Origin of the sequence: Streptomyces sp. NPDC051315 (genome assembly GCF_044455165.1) — a bacterium.
Classification (GTDB): Bacteria; Actinomycetota; Actinomycetes; order Streptomycetales; family Streptomycetaceae; genus Streptomyces.
The window spans coordinates 114,500-138,282 of record NZ_JBITEN010000002.1 but is presented as its reverse complement, the minus strand read 5'-3'; the positions used below and the strand labels follow the sequence as shown (position 1 = coordinate 138,282).

The window sequence follows — 23,783 nt, the reverse complement described above, 5'->3', positions numbered from 1 at the left end:
GCCATGGCGCTGAAAGCGCGCTCCTTCTCCGAGGTGGAGAGCGAGTTCTTCCAGTACATCAGCGACATCGCATACGCGACCATGATCACCGTCGACAAGAAGGGCCGCCCCCGGGCGCGCATACTCCTCCCCGTCTGGGAGGTGGTCGACGGCCGCCCCGTCGGCTGGCTCGCCACCTACAAGACGCCGGTGAAGTCGGCGCACCTGGCGAACAATCCGCACACCAGCTACTCCTACTGGAATCCACGGCAGAACGCCGTGTTCATCGACAGCGTCTCCAGGTGGGTCGAGGACGAGCCGGCCAAACGCCACGCGTGGGAGCTCTACCGCAAGGGCAGCCCGTCCGGGGTCGGCTACGACCCCCGCGGCTACTGGCGCAGCGGACCGACGGACCCGGAATACCACGTGTTGCGCATCGAGCCGTGGCGGGTGCAGGTGCTGCGCGGAAGGGATCTGCGCAGCCGGATCTGGACGCCGCCGTGATGGTGGCCGTGGCGAGGGGACTGCGAGCAGAGCGCCTGGCAGCACCCTTCCGTCGCAGGCCGCGTCAGCCCACAGCTGTCGGCTCGTGACGACCGCCGCGGCGACGCGTGCTGGCCGTCAGCCGTCGGAGCCGTCTCACAGGTGGGCTCGGCACGTACGTGGGGTCAGGTGCGGCAGGGCAGACGTGGCGGTGCGAGGTGTGCCTGCGCCCTCTTCGATGACGACAACCCGGCTGGGGCCCGCCGACGCACGCGGCTCTCGAGGCAGACACGGAGTGGCCGGGATCGGTGATCCCGGCCACGTGGTTCAGGGTCGGCCGGTGACGGCCGCCGAGGTTCCTCCGGTGACGGTCACCCATGACGTGTCACTGGTAGACCCGCACGTAGTCCACCAGCATCTTCGCCGGGAACGGGGTCGAGGCGTCGGGCGGTCCGGGCCAGTCGCCGCCGACGGCGAGGTTGAGGATCAGGTAGAAGGGGTGGTCGAAGACCCACGGACCGCGAGTCTGCTCGATCTGGGCCTTGTCGAGCGTGAGGACGGTCCGGCCGTCGAGGCTGTAGACGATGCCCTTGCTGTCCCAGTGGGCGGCCCACACGTGGAAGTCGTCCGAGTAGTCGACGTCCCCCGGAAGCTTGTAGGGGGCTCCGATCCCCCCGCCGCCGTTGTACGCCGGCGCGTGGACGGTCGAGTACGAGGTCCTCACGTCCTTGCCGAGGATCTCCATGATGTCGATCTCGCCGTTGTACGGCCACGGACGGCCGTCGAGGAAGTCGGCGCCCATCATCCAGAAGGCGGGCCACAGGCCGTTGCCCTTGGGCACCTTGATCCGCGCTTCGACCCGGCCGTACGTGAACTCGAACCTGTTGCCGGTGTTGATCCGGGCGGAGGTGTACTGGCAGGTGCCGCTCCCGGTGAGCGGGTCGGTCGGGCACGAGGTGCCGGGGGTGGCCTGCTTGCGTGCCTCTATGACGAGGTGACCCGCGCCGTCCATGCTCACGTTGTCGTGGTGGGTGTAGTACTCCAGCTCGTTGTTGGGGCCGGTGCCGGGGTCCGCGGACCATTTGGCCGGGTCGGGTTTGGTACCCGCCGGGGAGTCGAACTCGTCCTGCCAGACGATGCGGGGCGGGTCGGCGGGGTCGGACGGCAGCGGAGGCGGGGTGATCGGGTCTCCGCCGGTGCCGTACACCTGGAACTCCCACAGGGAGTAGCCGTACGGGGTGGCCCGCTGGGTGCCGTACACGCGGACGTACCGGCCGGTGCCGGACACGGCCAGGGTCTGCCTGAACCCGGTGCCGGCCGTGGTCGAGTAGACCGGGGTCCAGTTCGTGTTGTCGGGTGAGACCTGGATCTGGAACGCCTTGGCGTAGGCCGGGTCCCACTGCAGCACCACCTTGCTGATCTGCGCCGTCGCGCCCAGGTCGACGGAGATCCAGCCGGGATCGGTCCAGCCGTTCGTGGGGCTGGTCGCCCAGCGGGTGGCGGGGTCGCGGTCGAAGGCGCGGGCCGGGGCGCACTCCCGGCAGTGACCGTCGTCCTGCGAGCTGGACGCCGCGCCGGCCCTGCCGTAGGACAGGAGCCTCCCGCCGGGGGCGGGATCCGGGTCGCCGCCGGTGTCCTTGGCGCCGTACACCTGGAACTCCCACAGGGAGTAGCCGTACGGGGTGGCCCGCTGGGTGCCGTACACGCGGACGTACCGGCCGGTTCCCGAGACGGTCAGCCGCTGAGTTCCGCCGGTGCCCGTGGCCGTCTCGTGGACCGTGGACCAGGTGCGGGCGTCGGCGGACACCTGGACCTGGAACGCCTTGGCGTAGGCGGCTTCCCAGTTCAGGGCGACCTCGCTGATCCTGGCGGTACCACCCAGGTCGACCTGGATCCACTGAGGGTCGGCGAAGGCGCTGGACCAGCGCGTGCCGGGATCGCCGTCCACGGCGTTGGCGCCGGCGAACGGGTTCTCCGTGGACGAGACCGTCACCGGTCTGCCCTGGGAGAGCGGAGGGTCGGCGGCGTGGGCGGGCGGGGGGCCCGGTATGCCGGCGAGCGACAGCAGGGTGACCGCGAGGGCTATGAGCAGGCCCAGACGGCGGCGCATCGGACTCACGGCGGCTCCTCGAAGCGACGGGGTGGGGCGAGAGGGAGCGCTCTCTGGAGGGGGAGCCTGCTGCTGCCGGGGAGAGGTGTCAAGGGTTTACGTTCACCTTGAGAAAACATCTGATTCGCACCTGATGGGTCATCAACTCGCGGCACCGCGCACCTTTCGGTCCGTTGATCTCCAAGCCGGCCCGCTGACAGCCGCCGCCGCGCGGATCCGCTCCGCGTGTGTGCCGTGACGCGGATCTGTCCCATCGCTCCCGGTGGTCTCCTTCGGCCGCATCGCGGCCCGGGCCGTGTCCTGTGGGGACGTGGGCCAGGCGGTGGGACGCGCCCGGTCGCCACTTTGTCCCCCGGGTGGAAAAAGTGCCGCGATCTTGTGCGAAGCGGGTTACGCAGTTCGACAAAGACCGCTAACTTCCTTGCACTGGCCGGGTCTTGGAGCGCAACCGGTCGACGGCGCGACGGCGCGCGCCTGTGCACCTCGTGGCAGTCCGAAGAGGCTGTCGTCATCCCACCCCACTCATGGGAGACCTCTGTGCGCATGAAACCGCTCAGACACAGTCGTGTCCGTGACCTACTGACCGCCGCGGCCTGCGCCGTCGGCTGTCTGCTGCCCATGTCCCCGGCCTCCGCCCACCACCAGGGCCTGGACCACGAAGCCGCGGAACCGGCCGCGGCCGAGGAGTTCCAGCAGGTCACGCTCGCCAAGGGCGTGGCCGAGACGGGGGAGCCCATGACGCTGGCGGTGCTGCCGGACCGGTCGGTCCTGCACACCTCGCGGGACGGCACCGTCCGGCTGACGAACGCGGCGGGGGCCACCAGCGTCGCGGGCAAACTGGACGTCTACAGCCACGACGAGGAGGGCCTGCAAGGCATCGCCGTGGATCCCGGCTTCTCGTCCAACCGGTACGTCTACCTCTACTACGCGCCCAAGCTGAGCACGCCGGACGGTGACGCCCCGGCCGACGGCACCGCCGCAGACTTCGCTCCCTTCGACGGGGTCAACCGGCTGTCCCGGTTCGTCCTGAGGACCGACGGCACGCTGGACCTGGCCGGCGAGAGGAAGATCCTCGACGTGCCCGCCTCCCGCGGCCTGTGCTGCCACGTCGGCGGCGACATCGACTTCGACGCGGCCGGGAACCTGTATCTGTCCACCGGCGACGACACCAACCCGTTCGCCTCGGACGGCTTCACCCCGATCGACGAGCGCGCCTCCCGCAACCCGGCCTACGACGCGCAGCGTTCCTCGGGCAACACCAACGACCTGCGCGGCAAGGTGCTGCGCATCAAGGTCAACGCCGACGGGTCGTATTCCATCCCGAGCGGCAACCTCTTCCCGCCCGGTACCGCGAAGACCCGCCCCGAGATCTACGCGATGGGCTTCCGCAACCCCTTCCGGATGAGCGTCGACAAGGCCACGGGAGTCGTCCACCTCGGCGACTACGGCCCCGACGCCGGCACCGCCAGCCCCTCGCGCGGGCCCGCCGGGCAGGTGGAGTTCAACCGCGTCACCAAGGCGGGCAACTACGGATGGCCGTACTGCACCGGCCACAACGACGCCTACGTCGACCACAACTTCGCCACCGGCGCCTCGGGAGCCACGTTCAACTGCGCGGCCCCGAAGAACAACTCACCGCACAACACCGGCCTGACCGATCTGCCTCCCGCCCAGTCGGCCTGGATTCCCTACGACGGGGCATCGGTACCGGAGTTCGGCGGTGGCTCGGAGTCCCCGATGGGCGGCCCGGTCTACCGCTACGACGCCGCCTCCACCTCCGAGGTGAAGTTCCCGCAGGAGTACGACGGCGACTACTTCGCCGGCGAGTTCGGCCGCCGCTGGATCAAACGCATCGAGTCCGGCGCCGACGGCACCGTGCAGTCCGTCAACCCCTTCCCCTGGTCCGGCACCCAGGTGATGGACATGGCCTTCGGCCCGGACGGCGCCCTGTACGTCCTCGACTACGGCACCGGCTACTTCAGCGGCGACGAGAACTCCGCCCTGTACCGCATCGAGCACGTCACCGGCGGCCGCGCCCCGATCGCGCAGGCCAAGGCGAACGTCACCTCCGGCAAAGCGCCCCTGACCGTCTCGTTCTCCTCGGCCGGCAGCTCCGACCCGGACGGCGACGCCATCAGCCACGCCTGGACCTTCGGCGACGGCGCGACCTCCGCCGCCGCCAACCCCTCCCACACCTACACCGCCGACGGCCAGTACACGGCCACCCTCAAGGTCACGGACAGTACCGGCAGATCCGCGACGGCCTCGGTGCGGATCACGGTCGGCAACACCGCCCCCACGGTGAAACTCGACCTGCCCGTGGACGGACGGATCCACGACTTCGGCGCCGCGATCCCCTTCCAGGTGACGGTCACCGACCCCGAGGACGGCACGATCGACTGCTCCAAGGTGAAGGTCACCTTCATCGTCGGACATGACAGCCACGGCCACCCGCAGACCTCGGCCACCGGCTGCACCGGCACGCTCCGGACCCTGGCGGACGGCGAGCACGACCCCAACGCCAACATCTTCGGCGTCATCGACGCCGAGTACACCGACAAGGGCGCGAACGGCCAGCCCGCGCTGACCGCGCACGACCAGCACATCACCCAGCCCACCCACCGGCAGGCCGAGCACTACGGCACCTCGGCCGGCGTCCAGGTCGTCGCCCACGGCCCCGCGCACGGCGGGAAGACCGTCGGCCACATCGAGAACGGCGACTGGATCTCCTTCACGCCGTACGCCCTCGACAACGCGACGCGCTTCACCGCCCGGGTCTCCTCCGCGGGCGCCGGCGGCACCATCGAGGTACGCGCCGGATCCCCGGCCGGCACCCTGCTCGGCACGGCGACCGTGCCGGTGACCGGCGGCTGGGAGACCTTCCAGGACGTGACGGCCGCACTCGGCGACCAACCGGCCGGGGCGACGTCGCTGTACCTCGTCTTCAAGGGCGGCAGTGGCTCGCTGTTCGACGTGGACGAGTTCTCCTTCACCGTCTCCGGGGGCGGCACGCGCTCAGGTGCGGTGAAGGGGGTCAACGCCAAGTGTCTGGACGTGGACGGCGCCGACACCGCCGACGGTGCGAAGGTGCAGCTGTGGACGTGCAACGGGTCCGGTGCCCAGACGTGGACGGTCTCGGGCGACGGCACGCTGCGGGCGCTGGGCAAGTGCCTGGACGTCTCCGACGGAGGCAGCGCCGACGGTACGAAGATCCAGTTGTGGACGTGCAACGGCACGGGCGCGCAGAAGTGGGCGGCGCAGTCCGACGGCACCGTCCGCAACCCGCAGTCCGCCAAGTGCCTGGACGCGTCCGGCGGCACCTGGAACGACGGAACCCCGGTCCACCTGTGGACCTGCCACACCGGACCCAACCAGAAATGGACCCTGCCGTAGAAAGGAGGCGACCGTCATGCGCACGTACCTGAAAGCGGCCCTCGGCCTGTTCGCCGGCGCCGCGCTCTGCCTGGCCCCGCAGGCCGCGGCCCTGCCCGCACCCGCGGCGGTGAGCCAGTCCGCCCCCGCGGAAGCGAGGGCGGCGGCCGACCCGGCGTACAAGATCCTCGTCTTCTCCAAGACTGCCGGTTTCCGCCACTCCTCGATCGACGACGGCATCACCGCCCTGCGCGACCTGGGCACGGCGAACAACTTCACCGTCGACGCCACCGAGGACGCCCGGGCCTTCACGACCGGCAACCTCGCCCAGTACAAGGCGGTCGTCTTCCTGTCGACGACGGGTGACGTGCTGGACGCCGCCCAGCAGACCGCCTTCGAGCAGTACATCCAGGGCGGCGGCGGATACGTCGGCATCCACGCCGCCGCCGACACCGAGTACGACTGGCCCTTCTACGAAGGGCTCGCCGGGGCCCTCTTCCACTCGCACCCCGTCATCCAGGCCGCCGCCGTCAACGTGGAGGACCGGGCGCACGACGCCACCGCCCACCTGGGCAGCACCTGGCAGCGCACCGACGAGTGGTACAACTACCGCACCAACCCGCGCACCACCGCCCACGTCCTGGCCTCACTCGACGAGTCCAGCTACTCGGGCGGGAACATGTCCGGCGACCACCCGATCGCCTGGTGCAAGGACTACCAGGGCGGCCGGGCCTTCTACACCGGCGGCGGCCACACCGACGAGTCGTACACCGAGCCCGCCTTCCGCCGGCACCTCCTCGGCGGCATCCGCTGGGCCGCCGGGACGACCGACGCCGACTGCCGCCCCGAGACCGGCTACACGGCCCTGTTCGACGGCTCGTCCACCACCGGCTGGAAACAGGCCGGTCCGGGGAACTTCACCCTCGCGGACGGCACCCTCACCTCCGTGGGCGGGCTGGGCATGCTCTGGTACTCCGCCAAGGAGTTCACCGGCGACTACTCCCTCAAACTCGACTGGAAGGCGGCCGGGGACGACAACTCCGGGGTCTTCATCGGCTTCCCCGCCTCCGACGACCCCTGGTCCGCGGTCGACAACGGTTACGAGATCCAGATCGACGCGACCGACTCACCCGAGCGCACCACCGGCGCCGTCTACGGCTTCCGGTCCGCCGACATCGCCACCCGCGACGCCGTGCTCAATCCACCGGGGGAGTGGAACACCTACGAACTCCGCGTCACCGGCGAACGGCTGGAGATCTTCCTCAACGGCCGTAAGATCAACGACTTCACCAACACCGACCCGGCGCGGAGCCTGCGCCAGGGCCACATCGGCATCCAGAACCACGGCGACGGCGACGACGTGTCCTTCCGCGACATCCGCATCAAGCAGGGCGGAGGCCAGGTGCCCGGCCCCCGCTCCGGTGAGGTCAAGGGGGTCAACGGCAAGTGCCTGGATGTCGACGGCTCTCAGACGGCCGACGGCACGAAGGTGCAGATGTGGACCTGCAGCGGCAGCGGCGCGCAGACGTGGACGGTCTTTGGTGACGGCACGCTGAGGGCGCTGGGCAAGTGCCTGGACGTGTCGGGCGGAGGCAGCGCGGACGGTACGCGGATCCAGTTGTGGACGTGCAACGGTACCGGCGCGCAGAAGTGGGCGCCGCAGCCCGACGGCACGGTCCGCAATCCGCAGTCCGGCAAGTGCCTGGACGCGTCCGGCGGCACCTGGAACGACGGAACCCCGGTCCATCTGTGGACCTGCCACACCGGACCCAACCAGAAATGGACCCTGCCCTGACGGACGCGCCGACGCGGGCCGGCCGAGGGGAGCAGGACCGGGTGCCGCCGCTCTGGGGCGGCGGCACCCGGCACACCGGCACAGCAGGTGGCTGTCAGTGGGCGGTCCAGCCACCGTCGACCGGCAGTACCGCGCCCGTGAGGTAGGACGCCGCTGGGCTGGCCAGCAAGAGTGCGGCGCCCACGAGTTCGTCGGGCTCGGCCCAGCGGCCCATGGGGACTTGGTGGTCGAGGAAGTCCCGGACATGAGGGTCCTCTTCCACGCCGTCGTTCAGCGGTGTGCGAAAGGGACCGGGAGCCAGCGCGTTGACACAGATGCCGGTGCCCGCGAGTTCGGCGCCGAGGCTGCGGGTGAGTTGGACCACCGCGCCCTTGCTGGCTGCGTAACCCGCCCGGCCCGCGGCACCGACCAGTCCCAGAGCGCTGGCCAGGGTGACGATGCGGCCGTACCCGGCCTGCCGCATCACGGGCACCACAGCCTGGCAGGGGAGGAAGGTTCCGACGACGTTGACGTCCAGGCAGCGCCGCAGCGTGGTGGCGTCGAGCGCGCCGAGGGCGCCTCGGGCCTAGATTCCGGCGCTGGTGACGAGCACGTCCAGGCGGCCGTACCGGTTGACGATGTCCTGGGCGAGATAGTGGACCGCATCCTCGTCGGTCACGTCGCAGGACACACCCGCAGCGATACCGCCGGTCCGGGCGGCTATGTCCGCTGCTGTCCGCGTGCACGCCTCCAGCCGTCGCCCGGCCACCACCACCGCGGCTCCGGCGGACGCCAGACCCAGCGCGATCGCCCGGCCGAGACCGGTCGAGCCCCCGGTGACCAGAGCCACCTGCCCGGTCAGATCGGTCCCGGGGCCGACGGAGTCTGCGGTCACGGCCCGACGGGGAGCAGGAGTCCGCCCGTGAGGCGGAGGAGTTCATCGGCGGTGGTGGGGAAGACCGTGCGGGGAGTCCCGGCGGCAGCCCAGAGCCGGGGGTAATCGGTCAGGGCCACGTCGACCACGGTAGGAAGCGCCCGGAGGTGGCCGACGGGAGCCACGCCCCCGATCGCCTGCCCGGTGGCCTGGCGTACCTGTTCCGGGGTGGCGCGCCGGAGCTTGCCACGTCCCCACCGGGCAGCCAGTGCCGTGGTGTCCACCTTGTGCCGGCCGCTGGTCAGAACCAGTACGGGCTCATCGTCGGAGATGAACACGAGGCTGTTGGCGATGGCGCCCACATCGCACCCCAGGGCCTCGGCGGCCTCGGCGGCGGTACGCGTCGACTCCGTCAGCGCGCGCACCCGGCCCCCGATGCCGGCCTCGGCGAGGATGCGGGCCACCTCCATGCTGCGAACGGGTAAGGACGTGCCGTCCTGGGGTGCCATGTAACTCCTTCGTAGAGCGCCGCACCACCGTGCGTTCCGTATATGGAACGTTCTGTATGTGGAACGATAGATCCCTCGGAGGCTCGGATCAACCCAATCAACCGGCTCGACCGGCCTTCGGAGAAGAGAAGGGCACACCATGGATCTGGCCGCCAGTGTCGGCTTGCGTTTGCGGGAGTTGCGCGAGGCGCGGGGGATGTCGCTGTCCGAACTGGCACGCAGGTCCAAGATCGGCAAGGGGACGCTCTCCGAACTGGAGAGCGGTCGACGCAACCCCACTCTGGAAACGCTCTACGCTCTGACAACAGCGCTCAAGGTGCCTCTGAGCACCGCCCTGCACGACCTCGCGTCTCCGGCCAGAATCTCCGGTCACGCCGTCGACGCCGTCCTCATGGAGCGCTTCGAGGTGGACACCTCCGTCACGGAGACCTACCGGGTGCGCATCCGCTCCGGAACGGCGCAGGAGTCCGCCGCGCATTCCCCCGGCACGACGGAGCACATCATCGTCCTCACCGGCACCGCGCGCGTCGGTGGACTCACCGACCCTGCCCTGATCGGCCCGGGTATGCACGGCAGTTGGGCCGCTGACGTCCCGCACCTGTACCAGGCGCCCGAAGGGGACGTCGAAGCCCTGCTGGTCGTGCGCCACCCGCAGTGATGCGCCATCGGCAGGGGTGTGGCCGACCGCTGGACGGCGGTCAGCCGCCACTTAATGAAAGATGAAAGATAAGTGATGACAGATCCTTGACCGCCCTGTCTCGTTACAGGCAAGGTTCCGGAGAGCGCTCTCTCGTGTCGTTCTCGTTTCCAAGGAGCCCCCACATGCCCGTAGTTGGCATACCGTCAGCCGCGCCCCCACCACCCCGCAGATCCGTGCGCCGAGGTGTCGTCGGCGCGGTGGTCACCGCTCTCGCCGCCACCCTCCTCACCTTCGCGCCCGCCCAGGAGGCCGAGGCCGCGTCCGTACTGCTCTCCCAGGGCAAGCCGGTCACCGCCTCCAGCCAGGAGCACGGCGGCACCCCGGCCGCCGACGCCGTCGACGGCAACGCCGGCACCCGCTGGTCCAGTGCCCACTCCGACCCGCAGTGGATCCGCGTCGATCTCGGCGCGACCACCAGGGTGAGCCAGGTCGTCCTGGACTGGGAGGCGGCGTACGGCAAGGGGTACCGCATCGAGCTCTCCACCAACGGCTCCGACTGGTCGACGGCCTACCAGACCGCCACCGGCGACGGCGGCACGGACACCATCGCCGTGGCGGGCGACGCCCGTTACATACGGATGTACGGCACTGCCCGCGGCACCCAGTACGGCTACTCGCTCTGGGAGTTCAAGGTGTACGGCGAGAGCGGCACCGGAGGTCCGCAGCTGCCCGGCGGAGGAGACCTCGGCCCGAACGTGCACGTCTTCGACCCGTCGACGCCGGGTATCCAGGCCAAGCTGGACGAGGTGTTCCGCCAGCAGGAGTCGGCGCAGTTCGGCAGCGGCCGACACGCGTTCCTGTTCAAGCCGGGCACGTACAACAACCTCAACGCGCAGATCGGTTTCTACACCCAGATCGCGGGCCTCGGCCTGAAGCCCGACGACACGACCATCAACGGTGACGTGACGGTCGACGCGGGCTGGTTCAACGGCAACGCCACGCAGAACTTCTGGCGGGCGGCCGAGAACCTGGCGCTGAACCCGGTGAACGGGACCAACCGATGGGCGGTCTCCCAGGCCGCGTCGTTCCGTCGTATGCACGTCAAGGGTGGGCTGAACCTCGCGCCGAACGGCTACGGCTGGGCCAGCGGCGGCTACATCGCCGACTCGAAGATCGACGGTCAGGTCGGCAACTACTCGCAGCAGCAGTGGTACACCCGGGACAGTGCCATCGGCGGCTGGTCCAACTCCGTGTGGAACCAGGTCTTCTCCGGTGTCGAGGGTGCCCCGGCGAACAGCTTCCCCGAGCCCCGCTACACGACCCTGAACACCACCCCCGTCTCCCGCGAGAAGCCCTTCCTCTACCTGGACGGCAACGAGTACAAGGTCTTCGCGCCCGCCAAGCGCACCGACGCCCGCGGCACCACCTGGGCGAGCGGCACCCCGCAGGGCGAGTCGATCCCCCTGAGCCGGTTCTACGTCGTCAAGCCCGGCGCCACCGCCGCAACCATCAACCAGGCACTCGCCCAGGGCCTGCACCTGCTGTTCACGCCCGGCGTCTACCACGTCGACCAGACCATCAACGTCGACCGGGCGAACACCATCGTCCTGGGCCTCGGCCTGGCCACGATCATCCCCGACAACGGGGTGACCGCGATGAAGGTCGCCGATGTCGACGGCGTGCGGCTGGCCGGGTTCCTCATCGACGCCGGCCCCGTCAACTCCCCGACGCTGCTGGAGGTCGGCCGGCAGGGAGCCTCCGCCGACCACGCGGCCAACCCCACCACCGTCCAGGACGTCTACATCCGGATCGGCGGCGCGGGCGCGGGCAAGGCGACCACCAGCGTGGTCGTCAACAGCGATGACACGATCATCGACCACACCTGGGTGTGGCGCGCCGACCACGGCGAGGGCGTCGGCTGGGAGACCAACCGCGCCGACTACGGCGTCCGCGTCAACGGTGACGACGTCCTGGCCACCGGCCTGTTCGTCGAGCACTTCAACAAGTACGACGTCGAGTGGTACGGCGAGCGCGGCCGCACGATCTTCTACCAGAACGAGAAGGCGTACGACGCGCCCAACCAGGCGGCCATCCAGAACGGCTCCACCCAGGGCTACGCCGCCTACCGGGTCGACGACTCCGTCGACACCCATGAGGCGTGGGGCCTGGGCAGCTACTGCAACTACAACGTGGACCCGTCGATCCGCCAGCACCACGGCTTCAAGACCCCGGTCAAGCCGGGCGTGAAGTTCCACAGCCTGCTGGTGGTGTCCCTCGGCGGCATGGGCCACTACAACCACGTCATCAACGACACCGGAGCGTCCACGGTCCCCGCGGGAACCTCGACCGTGCCGTCCACCCTCGTGTCCTTCCCCTGACACAGCGTCCGCCGGCCGCCGGCCGATCCGGCAAGTGGGCCGGCACCGACTCCCCTCCGGTCCGGGTGACACCCCCGCGCCCCGGCCCGGAGGGGCCTCATGGCCCGGTGCCTGAACCGGCGCCCGGGGCCGCACCCCCGTAACGCCCCCCATGCGACCGTGCCGTTTCCCACCGGGCGGCACGCCGCCGCCACGCGGCGAACGGGGACCGGGGATCCCCCTGGTGAGCGCTCCCCACCCGGCACCCCGACCTGCCAGGAGCAGATGTGTCCAGCCTCCCCTCCCCACCCGTCCCGACCCGCCGCCGCGCCGGCCTCTCCGTGCCGGCTCTCGGCGCGCTGGTGGCGTCATCCCTCACCCTCGCCGCCCCGCCCGCCCAGGCGGCCGACACCCTGCTGTCGCAGGGCAGACCCGCCACCTCCTCGTCGCACGAGGGTGACGCCTACGCCGCGTCGGCGGCCGTCGACGGCAATCTCACCGGCACCCGCTGGTCCAGCCAGTGGAGCGACCCGCAGTGGCTCCAGGTCGATCTCGGCCGCCGCGCGAACCTCGGTCGCGCCGTCCTGACGTGGGAAGCCGCGTACGGCCGGAGCTACCAGATCCAGGCGTCCGACAACGGCACCGACTGGCGGACGCTGAGGACCGTGACCGGCGGCGACGGCGGCACGGACGACCTCGCCCTGACGGGCTCCGGCCGCTACGTGCGGATGCTGGGGACGGAACGCTCCGGGGGCTACGGCTACTCCCTCTGGGAGTTCCAGGTCTACGGGAACACGGACGACACTCCGCCGCCCCCCACGGGCGCGGTCCGGGTGACGGGCTCCCAGGGGAACTGGCAGCTCACCGTCGGCGGCCAGCCGTACACCGTCAAGGGACTGACCTGGGGCCCGGCCATCGCCGACGCACCCCGGTACATGCCGGACGTGAAGTCGATGGGCGTCAACACGATCCGCACCTGGGGCACCGACGGCGGCACCAAGCCGCTGCTGGACTCGGCGGCGGCCAACGGCATCCGCGTGATCAACGGCTTCTGGCTCCAGCCGGGCGGCGGCCCGGGCAGCGGCGGCTGCGTGAACTACGTGACCGACTCGACGTACAGGAACACCATGCTGACCGAGTTCGCGAAGTGGGTGGAGACCTACAAGTCGCACCCGGCCACGCTGATGTGGAACGTCGGCAACGAATCGGTGCTCGGTCTGCAGAACTGTTACAGCGGCACCGAACTCGAGGCCCAGCGCAACGCCTACACCTCTTTCGTCAACGACGTCGCCAAGAAGATCCACTCGATCGACCCGGACCACCCGGTCACCTCGACCGACGCCTGGACCGGCGCCTGGCCGTACTACAAGCGCAACGCACCCGACCTCGACCTGTACGCGATGAACAGCTACGGCGACATCTGCGATGTGCAGCAGGACTGGGAGGCGGGCGGCTACACCAAGCCCTACATCATCACCGAGGGCGGGCCCGCCGGTGAGTGGGAGGTGCCCGACGACGCCAACGGCGTCCCCGACGAGCCGACCGACGCGCAGAAGGCGGACGGATACACCCAGGCGTGGAACTGCGTCACCGGCCACCGGGGCGTCGCGCTGGGCGCCACCCTCTTCCACTACGGCATCGAGCACGACTTCGGCGGAGTCTGGTTCAACCTCGTGCCCGACGGTCTGAAGAGGCTGTCGTACCACGCCGTCAAGAGGGCCTACACCGGGGCGGCCGGCGGCGACAACACGCCCCCCGTCATCACGAACATGGCCGTCAGCCCCGCCACCGCGGCCTCCGCGGGCGGCGAGTTCAGCGTGCGCGCCGACGTCCGCGATCCCGACGGCGACCCGATCACGTACAAGGTCTTGCTCAGCGGCAACTACGCGAGCGGCGACAAGCGACTCGTCGAGGCCCGCTGGCGCGCCACCGGCGACGGCACCTTCGCCGTCACCGCACCCGAGAAGCTGGGTGTCTGGAAGGTGTACCTCCAGGCCGAGGACGGACGCGGGAACGCCGGCATCGAGACCAAGTCGGTCAAGGTCGTCGCCCCGCCGGTCACCGGTACCGACGTGGCGCTGAACAAGCCGACCACCACCTCCTCCTTCCAGGCGTCGTACGGCGACTGTCCCTGCGAGCCGGCCAAGGCCACGGACGGCAGGGCCGACACCCGCTGGGCGAGCGACTGGAGCGACCCGCAGTGGATCCGCGTCGACCTCGGCGCCCCCACCGCGATCCGCAAGCTCCAGCTGGTGTGGGACCCGGCCTACGCGAAGTCCTACGAGGTCCAGGTGTCCGACGACGCAGGCACCTGGCGCACGGTCCACTCCACGACGACCGGCAACGGTGACATCGACACCATCGACGTCGCGGCGACCGCACGGCACGTCCGTCTCCACCTGACGGCCAGGGGGACGGGCTGGGGCTGCTCGCTCCGCGAGTTCGGCGTCTACAGCTGACGCACCACGCCAGGCCCCCGGCAGGGGGCAGCGCTCAGCCCCCTGCCGGGTCACCATCCCCCACCCATGGGCTGGAGGCCCTCCATGAGATGGCGTTCGAAACAACTCCCCGCGCTCCTTCTCGGCAGCGCTCTCGTCGCATCGGTCCTCGGTCTCGGCACGGTCGCCACCGCGGCCGATCCGGGAAGTCCCGCCCCGGCCGGCGGCCCCACCGGGCACGCGACGGCCGTGTCGACCCAGGCGTCCGGCGACGACCCCGACGGGGACGGTCACATACCGGCCGTCCCTCAGGTCACCGGCGTCACACCGTCCACGCACACTCCGCCGCCGCGCTACCACAAGGAGTTCCAGGCCAACTGCTCCGTCACGCACACCGCGCCGGACGACCCGATCGTGTACCCGGGACAGCCGGGCAGGTCCCACGACCACACCTTCATGGGCAACACCTCGACCGACGCGCACAGCACCACCGACTCGCTGTACGGCGGCGACACCAGGTGTCTCGCACCCGCCGACGGCTCCGCGTACTGGATGCCGTCCCTGTACAACGGGGACAAGAAGATCCTCCCGGTGGGCCCGCAGGTCATCTACTACAAGGCCGGTGTCACCGACTACACCAGCGTGCGGCCGTTCCCCAAGGGGCTGCGGTTCGTCGTGGGTGATCCGATGCAGAGCGCCGACGAGTTCCGCCGCCACCGCGGCTTCGTCGAGGGCTGGGAATGCGGCGACAGCTTCTTCAACGTCGACATCCCGGCGAACTGCCCGAGCCGGCCCGACGTACAGCTCAACATCCGCATGCAGGCCCCCAGCTGCTGGGACGGCAAGTACCTCGACACCCCCGACCACAAGAGCCACATGGCCTACCCGGTCGTCAAGCCCGGCACCAACGACAACATGTGCCCGGCCTCCCACCCGGTCGCCGTGCCGATGATCGAGTTCAAGATGGCCTTCCCGGTCAACGGCGACATGAGCCGGGTCCGCCTGGCCGGAGGGCGCGGCTACTCCTTCCACTACGACTTCTTCAACGCGTGGGAGGAGCGCACCCTCAAGGCGCTGGTCGACCACTGCATCGTGGGCGGCTTCCAGTGTGACGCGCGCGGCTACGACCTGTACCACCCGGAGCGGGGCGCGGTCCTGAACGCGGACTACCGACTGCCCTGACCGACCGTAGGGCCCGGGCCCGGACGTTCCCGCCCACGCGGGGACGGCCGGGCCCTCCGCCCTGCCCGGCGGCCACCGGCAGGGGCCATGACCGAGCAACTGTGGGACAGGCGGACGGGTTCCGGAGGAGGCCGTCGACGCCAAGGTGCGGCGACTGCTCCGGCTCGCCGGCCGGGTGGGCGCCTTCACACCGCACCGCCCGCACCGCGTGCCGGTGCGGCGCTCGCAGGAGACCAGGGCGCTGCTGCGTCGGGCGGCCGCGGCCGGTTCCGTCCTGCTCAGCAACCGAGGGGTGCTCCCGCTGGATCCGGCGGAGCTCTCCACCGTCGCGGTCATCGGCGCGCATGCCGCCTCCCCCCGCACGCAGGGCGGCGGCAGCGCCGGCGTCTTTCCCTCCGACGTGGTGTCCCCGCTGGCCGGGATCCGGGCCCGGCTGCGCGGCCGCGCCCGGGTGGTGCATGTCCCCGGTCCGCCGCCCCCAAGCCTCGCATCGGTCCCGCTCGACACCGACCGGTGCAGCGACCCGAGGTCCGGCGCCCCCGGCGTGCTGCTGCGCGTCCTGGACGAGTCGGGGCGGGAACTGCGCGCGGAGCATCGCTTCTCCGGCCGTCAGCTCGAACCGGATCTGCCTCCGGGGGCCCACACGGTGGAGATCAGCGCCCTGCTGCGGCCGCGGCGGACGGGGGAGTGGACGTTCGGCGTCGCAGGATTCGGCCGGATGACGCTCACCGTCGACGGACTCACGATCCTGGACGGCGTGTTCCCCCGCGAGACGGACGACCCGGCGGTCGTCCACGTCAATCCGCCGGTCCAGGGGGCACGGGCGACGCTGACCTCGAAGCGGCCGGTGCACGTGGTGGCGCGGCGCGAGCTGGTCCCCGGCTGCGGGCGGGCCACCGTGGTCACCGCGGCGCCGCCGGAGGCCGATGCGCAGAGCATGACGGCGGCCGCGGCGGAGGCGGCCCGGGAGGCGGACGTCGCGATCGTGGTCGTCGGTACCACCGAGCACGACGAGACGGAGGGATACGACCTCAGTGATCTGTCCCTCGGCGGCCAGCAGGACGACCTCGTGCGAGCGGTGGCCGCGGCCAATCCGCGCACGGTCGTCGTCGTCATAAGCGGCGGTCCGGTCGAGCTGCCGTGGCGGCAGGACGTGGGCGCGGTGCTGCTGGCGTGGTTCCCGGGACAGGAGGCGGGCACGGGGCTCGCCGACGTACTGTTCGGGCTGGAGGAGCCCGGCGGGCGGCTCCCCACGACCTGGGGCTCGTCTCTCGCGGACACGCCCGTGACGCGTACGCGACCCGCGGGGGGCCGTCTCGACTACGCCGAGGGCCTTCACCGGCCATCGGGCCTGGCTGCGGGCCGGCCGGGCACCGGCCTTCTGGTTCGGCCACGGACTCGGGTACACCACCTGGGAGTACGAAGCCGTCGACGCGCCGACAAGGGTCACGACGGGCGACGCGTTCACCGTGCGGGTACGCCTTCGCAACACGGGGACCCGCGCCGGGCGGGAGGTCGTCCAGGTCTACGCGGCCCGGCCGGGGTCGGCCGCCGGAGCGGCCCGTACGCTGGTTCGCCGGCTACGCGGCGGTCCGGGCGGAGGCGGGCCGGACGGTGTCCGCCGAGGTGGAGGTGGTGGCCCGCGCCCTGCGTCACTGGTCGCAGGAGGCAGGCGCCTGGTCCACGGAGCCCGGGCCGTACCGGCTCATGGTGGGCAGGTCGGCGGGGGACCCGCGGTGGGAAGGGGAGGTGACGGTCGAGCCTCCGGCGCTCACCGGCTGAGGCCCCTCACTGTGCCGCCCGCTCTCGCAAACTGGTCTGCCACACGGGGCTCTGCTGCTCCGGGTCCGCCTCGGTGCGGCGGCCACCGCGGGCGAAGAAGTCGGCGAGTGGCAGGATCGCGGCTCCGACGGTGACGGCGTCCGGTCCGAGGGTGCCCAGGTCGATCTGGACGCGCGCCGCCGGGTACTTCAGCGAGTACGACGCGGTGTACGTACGCACCGTGTCGAGGAAGCGCCGACCGAGCTGGAGGCCCGCCCAGCCGCCCACGAGAATGCGTTCGGGCTGGAACAGGTTGATCAGGTCGGAGAATCCGGCACCGAGGTACTCGGCGGTCTCCTCCAGGACGGCCAGAGCTGTCGCGTCGGCCGGCGCGGTCGTTCCCTCGGCGTCGGGGGCGGGGTACGCGGCAGCGAGCATCGCGGTCAGCGCGGTCTCCTCGTCCGCGCCGGCCGGTGGCCGACCGCCCGCCTCCGCCCACCGTTGAAGGAGCGCTTCGGCGCCGGCGTACGCCTCCAGGCAGCCCCTCGCGCCGCAGCGGCAGTGCCGGCCCCGTACCCGTACGGTCAGATGTCCCCACTCCAGGGCCATGCCGGCCCGCATGTCGTCGGCGACGACGCAGGCGCCCACACCGGAGCCGAAGAGGACCACCACCGCGTTCTGGGCGCCTCGCCCGGCGCCGAACCACATCTCCGCCTGGCCGAGCGTCTTGGCGCCGTTGTCGATGTAGTACGGCACGGTCTCGGGCAGCAGCCGGGACTCGCGCAGCAGCCGCTCCAGCGGGACGGCGTCCCAGCCGATGGTCTGGCCGTGCACCACGGCGCCGTCCTCCGCGCTCCCGGCGACGATGCCCGGCACGCCGATACCGACACCCAGCAGCCGCTCCGCCGGGATACCGGCCTGGCTCAGGACCTCGGGGATGCCTTCGCGGAGGTGACCGACCACGACCCCGACGTCGTAGCGGTCCACACGCCGCAGACTCTCGGTCGCCAACGGCCGCTCCACCCGGGCGAGTTCGGTGAGCGCCAGGTCGAAGAGCTCGATCCGCACCCGCGTCTCACCGACGTCCACGCCGATCATGTAGCCGCTGTGTGCGCTGATGCGCAGGAGCGTACGGGGGCGGCCGCCGGCCGAGTCCACGCTGCCGGCCTCCTCGACCAGGCCCTCGGCGACCAGCTCGGACACCACGTTGCTCACCGAGCCCGAGCTCAGCCCGGTGACCGGACCGAGCGAGAAACGACTCAGAGGCCCGTCGAAATACAGACGTTGCAAGACCGCCGTGCGATTCTCGCGCCGCAGGTCACGCACCGTACGGCCGCTGCGCATCTTCACCCTGCCCCCTCGTCTCCGATGTCCTGCACGCAACTTACATGGGACCCAAGCCTTGACGCGACCTTCACTTGAGGTTTAACTCACACCGTAAATTAAGCGGCGGGGTGCTGCAGGGCTCGAACGCGGGACGTCCATCGTGTGCACCCTCCCCGCAGGCGAAGTCCGTCCACCTCCCCCGGAAGGGCCCCTGGAGTCATGCGCAGAATCAGAGCCGCAGCCGTCGGCGTCGTCACCCTGTCACTCGTTCTCACCGCGGCCGCCTGCGGCGGGGGCTCTTCCGGCTCGGAGGGCTCCAACGAGCAGCCGAAGACGCTCACCTACTGGGCTTCGAACCAGGGGGCCAACCTCGAGGTCGACAAGAAGGTCCTCCAGCCGGAGCTCGACAAGTTCGAGAAGCAGACCGGCATCAAGGTGAAGCTGGAGGTCGTGCCCTGGTCCGACCTGCTGAACCGGATCCTCACCGCCACCACCTCCGGCCAGGGCCCCGACGTCCTCAACATCGGCAACACGTGGAGCGCCTCGCTCCAGGCCACCGGCGCCCTGCTGCCCTGGGACGCGAAGAACTTCGAGGCGATCGGCGGCAAGGACCGCTTCGTCGAGTCCGCCCTCGGCTCCACCGGCGTCCAGGGCCAGGACCCCACCGCCGTACCGCTGTACTCCATGGCCTACGCGCTCTACTACAACAAGAAGCTGTTCGCCGAGGCCGGGATAGCCGAGCCGCCGGCCACCTGGGACGAGCTGGTCGCCGCCGGCAAGAAGCTCACCGCCAAGGGCAAGAACGGCATCGGCGCCGAGGGCTCCAACCTGTCCAACAACATCCACCAGGTGTTCGTCCTCGGCAAACAGCACGACGCCGACTTCTTCACCCCCGACGGCGAGCCGGACTTCACCTCCGACGGCGCGGTCGCCGCGGTCAAGCAGTACGTCGACCTGATGGCCCAGCACAAGATCGTCGCCCCGGGCAACGCCGAGTACGCCCAGAACCAGTCCCTGAGCGACTTCGCCAGGGACAAGACCGGCATGGTGCTGTGGCAGACCGCGTCGGCCACCTTCAAGTCCCAGGGCATGAAGGAGGACGAGTGGGGAGTGGCTCCCGCCCCGGTGCAGTCCGGCAAGCCCGGCCCGGGCACTGCCACCAACTCCATGGTCGCCGGCATCAACCTGGCCGTCCTCAAGAACACCAAGAACATCGACGGCGCCAAGAAGTTCGTCAAGTTCATGACCAGTGACGAAGAGCAGGTCGTCCTCAACAAGGCCTACGGCTCCATCCCGCCGGTCAAGACCGCCCAACAGGATCCGGCCTTCAACACCCCGGCACTCGCCGTCCTGCGCGAGACCCTGGCGACCAGCGCCACGGCGCTCCCTCAGGTCCCCGAGGAGTCCCAGTTCGAGACCGTCGTCGGCACCGCCGTCAAGGAGCTCTTCGCCGACGCCGCCGCAGGGCGGCCGGTGACCACCGAGTCGGTGCGGGCCAAGCTCGAGAAGGCCCAGCAGCAGATGCCCAAGAAGTGAGTACGGACACCTCCATGACCACCCTCACCGCTTCCCCTGGCACAGGCGAGCGGAAGGCTCGTGGGAACTCCCCCGGAGCGCCGCGCAGGCGCCGCTCCGGGCGGCTGCGTCGCATCGGCCTGCCGTACCTCCTGCTGCTCCCCGCGCTCCTGCTCGAACTCCTGGTCCACCTGGTGCCGATGGTGATCGGCGTCGTCGTCAGCTTCAGGGAGCTCACCCAGTTCTACATCCGGGACTGGAGCACCGCTCCCTGGGCCGGGTTCGACAACTACTCCCTCGCGGTCGACTTCAGCGCCCCCGTCGGCGAGGCACTGCTGAAGTCCTTCGTCACCACCTGCCTGTTCACCCTGTTCTCGGTCGGGCTGTGCTGGCTGCTCGGGGCGGCCGCCGCCATCTTCATGCAGGAGAGCTTCCGCGGCCGTGGCTTCCTGCGCACGCTCTTCCTCGTCCCGTACGCGCTGCCCGTCTACGCCGCCGTCATCACCTGGGCGTTCATGTTCCAGCGCGACAACGGACTGATCAACCACGTCCTGCACGACCAACTGGGCCTCACCGGCAGCCCGCCGTTCTGGTTGATCGGCGACAACAGCTTCGTCGCACTGCTCGTCGTCTCCGTATGGAAGGGCTGGCCCTTCGCCTTCCTGATCATCATGGCCGGACTGCAGAACATCCCCCGGGAGGTCTACGAAGCCGCGGCCCTCGACGGAGCCGGGATCTGGCAGCAGATCCGCCGCATCACCCTGCCGTCGTTGCGCCCGGTCAACCAGGTGCTCGTCCTGGTGCTGTTCCTGTGGACCTTCAACGACTTCAACACCCCCTTCGTCCTCTTCGGCGAGGCGGCACCGGAGTCCGCGGACCTCATCTCCCTGCACATCTACCAGTCCTCGTTCCAGACCTGGAACTTCGGCACCGGCTCCGCCATGTCGGTCCTTCTGCTGCTGTTCCTGCTCGTGGTGACAGGCGCCTACCTCCTGCTCACCTCCCGAGGAAGGAAGGCCACCGATGCCTAGTCAGTCCCGGCGTCAGGTTCGCTCCCCGATGGCCGCCCCGCAATCCTTCCTGTGGAGCCGGCGGATCTTCCTGACGCTCCTCGCCGGGTTCGTACTGCTGCCGGTGTACGTCATGGTCTCCAGCTCGCTCAAGCCGCTCCAGGACGTGTCCGGCACGTTCCAGTGGATCCCCTCGGGCCTCACCGTCCGCCCGTACTTCGACATCTGGGAAACCGTTCCGCTGGCCGACTACTTCGTGAACTCCCTGATCGTGGCCGGGGCGGCGACCGTCTGCTCCGTCACCATCGCCGTGTTCGCGGCCTACGCGGTCAGCCGCTACTCCTTCTGCGGCAAGCGGGTCTTCACGGTCACGGTGCTCTCGACGCAGATGTTCCCCGGCATCCTCTTCCTGCTGCCGCTGTTCCTCATCTACGTCAACATCGGCAACGCCACCGGCATCGCCCTCTTCGGGTCCCGCGGCGGCCTGATCCTCACCTACCTCACCTTCTCCCTGCCCTTCTCCATCTGGATGCTGATCGGGTACTTCGACTCGGTGCCCCGCGATTTGGACGAGGCGGCCAAGGTGGACGGCTGCGGGCCGCTCGGCGCCCTCTTCAGAGTCATCGTGCCCGCCGCGGTCCCGGGCATCGTGGCGGTCGCGGTCTACGCCTTCATGACCGCGTGGGGCGAGGTCCTGTTCGCCTCCGTCATGACCAACGACACCACCCGCACCCTCGCCGTCGGGCTCCAGGGCTACTCCACCCAGAACGACGTCTACTGGAACCAGATCATGGCCGCCTCCCTGGTCGTGAGCCTGCCCGTGGTCGCCGGCTTCCTGCTCCTCCAGCGCTACCTCGTCACCGGACTGACCGCCGGCGCCGTCAAGTAGCAGCCGCGTCCCTTCCCTCACCTCACCCCTTTCGATCACGCCAGAGAGGCACCCTCAGTGTCCGATTCGATAGACCTCGCCGCCTTTCCCCCCGACTTCGCGTGGGGTACGGCCACATCCGCCTACCAGATCGAGGGTGCCGTCACCGAGGACGGCCGGGGCCCGTCGATCTGGGACACCTTCTCCCACATGCCGGGAAAGATCGACAACGACGACCACGGCGACGAGGCCTGCGACCACTACCACCGGTGGCCCGAGGACATCGCCCTCATGAAGGAACTGGGCACCGACGCCTACCGGATGTCCATCGCCTGGCCCCGCGTCGTCCCCGGCGGCGACGGGCCCGTCAACGCGGCCGGCCTCGACTTCTACGACCGCCTCGTCGACGGCCTCCTCGACGCGGGCATCACGCCCAACATCACCCTCTACCACTGGGATCTCCCGCAGGCCCTCCAGGACCGTGGCGGCTGGACCAACCGCGAAACGGCCGAGCACCTCGCCGCCTACACCTCCGCCGTCGCCGGGCGACTGGGCGACCGGGTCACCCGCTGGGCAACCCTGAACGAACCGTTGTGCTCCGGGTGGATCGGCCACCTCGAGGGCAGGATGGCCCCCGGCCTCACCGACCTGACCGCCGCCGTGCAGGCCTCCTACCATCTGCTCCTCGGCCACGGACTGGCCACCCAGGCGATCCGCGCGGCGGTGCCGGGAGCCCAGGTCGGGCTCGTGACCAACCACTCGACCGTGGACGCCGCCTCCACCCGGCCGGAGGACGTCGCGGCGGCCACCCGCATGGACGGCCACACCAACCGCTGGTGGCTCGACCCGGTCTACGGCCGCGGCTTCCCCGCCGACATGCGCGAGCTCTACGGCGTCGAACTGCCGGAGCGCCCGGGCGACCTGGAGACGATGGCCGTCCCGCTCGACTGGCACGGCCTCAACTACTACTTCCCGGTCACCGTCGCCGACGACCCGGCCGGCCCCGTCCCGTACGCCCGTGAGATCCGCCTGCCCGACGTGCCCCGCACCGGCATGGACTGGCAGATCGACGCCGACGGTCTGGAGTCGTTCCTGATGCGGCTGACCGACGACTACGGTGTCCGCCGGCTGTACGTCACCGAGAACGGCTCCGCCTTCCCCGACACCGTCGGCCCCGACGGCACCGTCGACGACCCCGAGCGGGGCCGCTACCTGGAACAGCACGTGAGCGCCTGCGCCCGCGCCGTGCGCAAGGGCGCCCCGCTCGCCGGCTACTACGCCTGGTCCCTGCTCGACAACTTCGAGTGGGCCTACGGCTACGACAAGCGCTTCGGACTCGTCCACGTCGACTACGCGACACAGGCACGCACCATCAAGTCGAGCGGCCGCCGCTACGCGGACATCATCCGCGCCCACCGGCAGGTCCAGGACTGACCCGCGGCCCGGAGGGCCGCAGAGACTCCCGCCGACGGACACGCGTGCGCCGGCAGGCGCCTCACGAAGGTGACGGGCAGCGGGTGGCCGGCGGCCCGCCGCCCGTCACCTCGGGGCCGCCGGAGGCCCTTGGCCGCAGCGAGCGATCACG

The 23,783-nt window shown here is 70.3% G+C and carries 14 protein-coding genes and 2 pseudogenes; 12 read left to right on the top strand and 4 right to left on the bottom strand.

The window, feature by feature from the left end; all coding sequences use genetic code 11:
• The first annotated feature begins 3 nt into the window (after nucleotides 1–3).
• Nucleotides 4–483, top strand: coding sequence for a pyridoxamine 5'-phosphate oxidase family protein (locus ACIBBD_RS03900; RefSeq protein WP_399417681.1), 480 nt, complete (start codon nucleotides 4–6; stop codon nucleotides 481–483).
• Between the two features lie 364 nt (nucleotides 484–847).
• On the opposite strand, the gene ACIBBD_RS03895 is transcribed toward ACIBBD_RS03900, so the two are convergent.
• Complete coding sequence (locus ACIBBD_RS03895; RefSeq protein ID WP_399418123.1) at nucleotides 848–2,572, bottom strand: discoidin domain-containing protein; 1,725 nt, start codon at nucleotides 2,570–2,572, stop codon at nucleotides 848–850.
• Nucleotides 2,573–3,115: 543 nt separating this feature from the next.
• Between ACIBBD_RS03895 and ACIBBD_RS03890 the strand changes: the two genes are divergently transcribed.
• Both ACIBBD_RS03890 and ACIBBD_RS03885 read left to right on the top strand, forming a co-directional pair.
• Nucleotides 3,116–5,965 carry a PQQ-dependent sugar dehydrogenase gene (locus ACIBBD_RS03890; RefSeq protein ID WP_399417680.1) on the top strand — a complete coding sequence of 950 codons (2,850 nt, stop codon included), beginning with the start codon at nucleotides 3,116–3,118 and terminating at the stop codon, nucleotides 5,963–5,965.
• Nucleotides 5,966–5,981: 16 nt separating this feature from the next.
• On the top strand, nucleotides 5,982–7,739 hold the full coding sequence (locus ACIBBD_RS03885; protein ID WP_399417679.1) for a ThuA domain-containing protein: 1,758 nt from the start codon (nucleotides 5,982–5,984) through the stop codon (nucleotides 7,737–7,739).
• A gap of 94 nt (nucleotides 7,740–7,833) precedes the next feature.
• On the opposite strand, the pseudogene ACIBBD_RS03880 reads toward ACIBBD_RS03885, so the two are convergent.
• Together ACIBBD_RS03880 and ACIBBD_RS03875 are read right to left on the bottom strand one after the other, a co-directional pair.
• Nucleotides 7,834–8,568, bottom strand: a pseudogene (locus tag ACIBBD_RS03880) (SDR family NAD(P)-dependent oxidoreductase).
• 41 nt (nucleotides 8,569–8,609) lie between these two features.
• The gene (locus tag ACIBBD_RS03875; RefSeq protein WP_399417678.1) at nucleotides 8,610–9,101 is read right to left on the bottom strand and encodes a YbaK/EbsC family protein; all 492 of its coding nucleotides are present in this window, start codon (nucleotides 9,099–9,101) and stop codon (nucleotides 8,610–8,612) included.
• Between the two features lie 139 nt (nucleotides 9,102–9,240).
• On the opposite strand from ACIBBD_RS03875, the gene ACIBBD_RS03870 reads away from it, so the two are divergent.
• The 5 genes and pseudogenes from ACIBBD_RS03870 to ACIBBD_RS03850 form a co-directional block, all read left to right on the top strand.
• The gene (locus ACIBBD_RS03870) at nucleotides 9,241–9,759 is read left to right on the top strand and encodes a helix-turn-helix domain-containing protein (RefSeq protein WP_399417677.1); all 519 of its coding nucleotides are present in this window, start codon (nucleotides 9,241–9,243) and stop codon (nucleotides 9,757–9,759) included.
• 164 nt (nucleotides 9,760–9,923) lie between these two features.
• Nucleotides 9,924–12,119, top strand: coding sequence for a discoidin domain-containing protein (locus tag ACIBBD_RS03865; RefSeq protein WP_399417676.1), 2,196 nt, complete (start codon nucleotides 9,924–9,926; stop codon nucleotides 12,117–12,119).
• Nucleotides 12,120–12,385: 266 nt separating this feature from the next.
• The gene (locus tag ACIBBD_RS03860; RefSeq protein WP_399417675.1) at nucleotides 12,386–14,557 is read left to right on the top strand and encodes a discoidin domain-containing protein; all 2,172 of its coding nucleotides are present in this window, start codon (nucleotides 12,386–12,388) and stop codon (nucleotides 14,555–14,557) included.
• An 84-nt stretch (nucleotides 14,558–14,641) separates the two neighbouring features.
• Complete coding sequence (locus ACIBBD_RS03855; protein ID WP_399417674.1) at nucleotides 14,642–15,718, top strand: DUF1996 domain-containing protein; 1,077 nt, start codon at nucleotides 14,642–14,644, stop codon at nucleotides 15,716–15,718.
• A 112-nt stretch (nucleotides 15,719–15,830) separates the two neighbouring features.
• Nucleotides 15,831–17,500 (top strand): annotated as a pseudogene (locus ACIBBD_RS03850) (glycoside hydrolase family 3 C-terminal domain-containing protein); the annotation flags it as partial.
• A gap of 6 nt (nucleotides 17,501–17,506) precedes the next feature.
• On the opposite strand, the gene ACIBBD_RS03845 reads toward ACIBBD_RS03850, so the two are convergent.
• Nucleotides 17,507–18,823, bottom strand: coding sequence for an ROK family protein (locus ACIBBD_RS03845; RefSeq protein ID WP_399418122.1), 1,317 nt, complete (start codon nucleotides 18,821–18,823; stop codon nucleotides 17,507–17,509).
• Nucleotides 18,824–19,024: 201 nt separating this feature from the next.
• Here ACIBBD_RS03845 and ACIBBD_RS03840 point away from each other — a divergent pair, with 201 nt between their 5' ends.
• From ACIBBD_RS03840 to ACIBBD_RS03825, 4 genes are read left to right on the top strand one after another with little or no spacing between them, the layout of a single operon-like run.
• The gene (locus ACIBBD_RS03840; RefSeq protein ID WP_399417673.1) at nucleotides 19,025–20,341 is read left to right on the top strand and encodes an extracellular solute-binding protein; all 1,317 of its coding nucleotides are present in this window, start codon (nucleotides 19,025–19,027) and stop codon (nucleotides 20,339–20,341) included.
• A 14-nt stretch (nucleotides 20,342–20,355) separates the two neighbouring features.
• Entirely contained in the window at nucleotides 20,356–21,351 is a 996-nt protein-coding gene (locus tag ACIBBD_RS03835; protein WP_399417672.1) for a carbohydrate ABC transporter permease, read from the top strand.
• Between the two features lie 28 nt (nucleotides 21,352–21,379).
• Nucleotides 21,380–22,219 carry a carbohydrate ABC transporter permease gene (locus tag ACIBBD_RS03830; RefSeq protein ID WP_399417671.1) on the top strand — a complete coding sequence of 280 codons (840 nt, stop codon included), beginning with the start codon at nucleotides 21,380–21,382 and terminating at the stop codon, nucleotides 22,217–22,219.
• Nucleotides 22,220–22,276: 57 nt separating this feature from the next.
• Entirely contained in the window at nucleotides 22,277–23,632 is a 1,356-nt protein-coding gene (locus ACIBBD_RS03825) for a GH1 family beta-glucosidase (RefSeq protein ID WP_399417670.1), read from the top strand.
• Nucleotides 23,633–23,783: the final 151 nt, after the last annotated feature.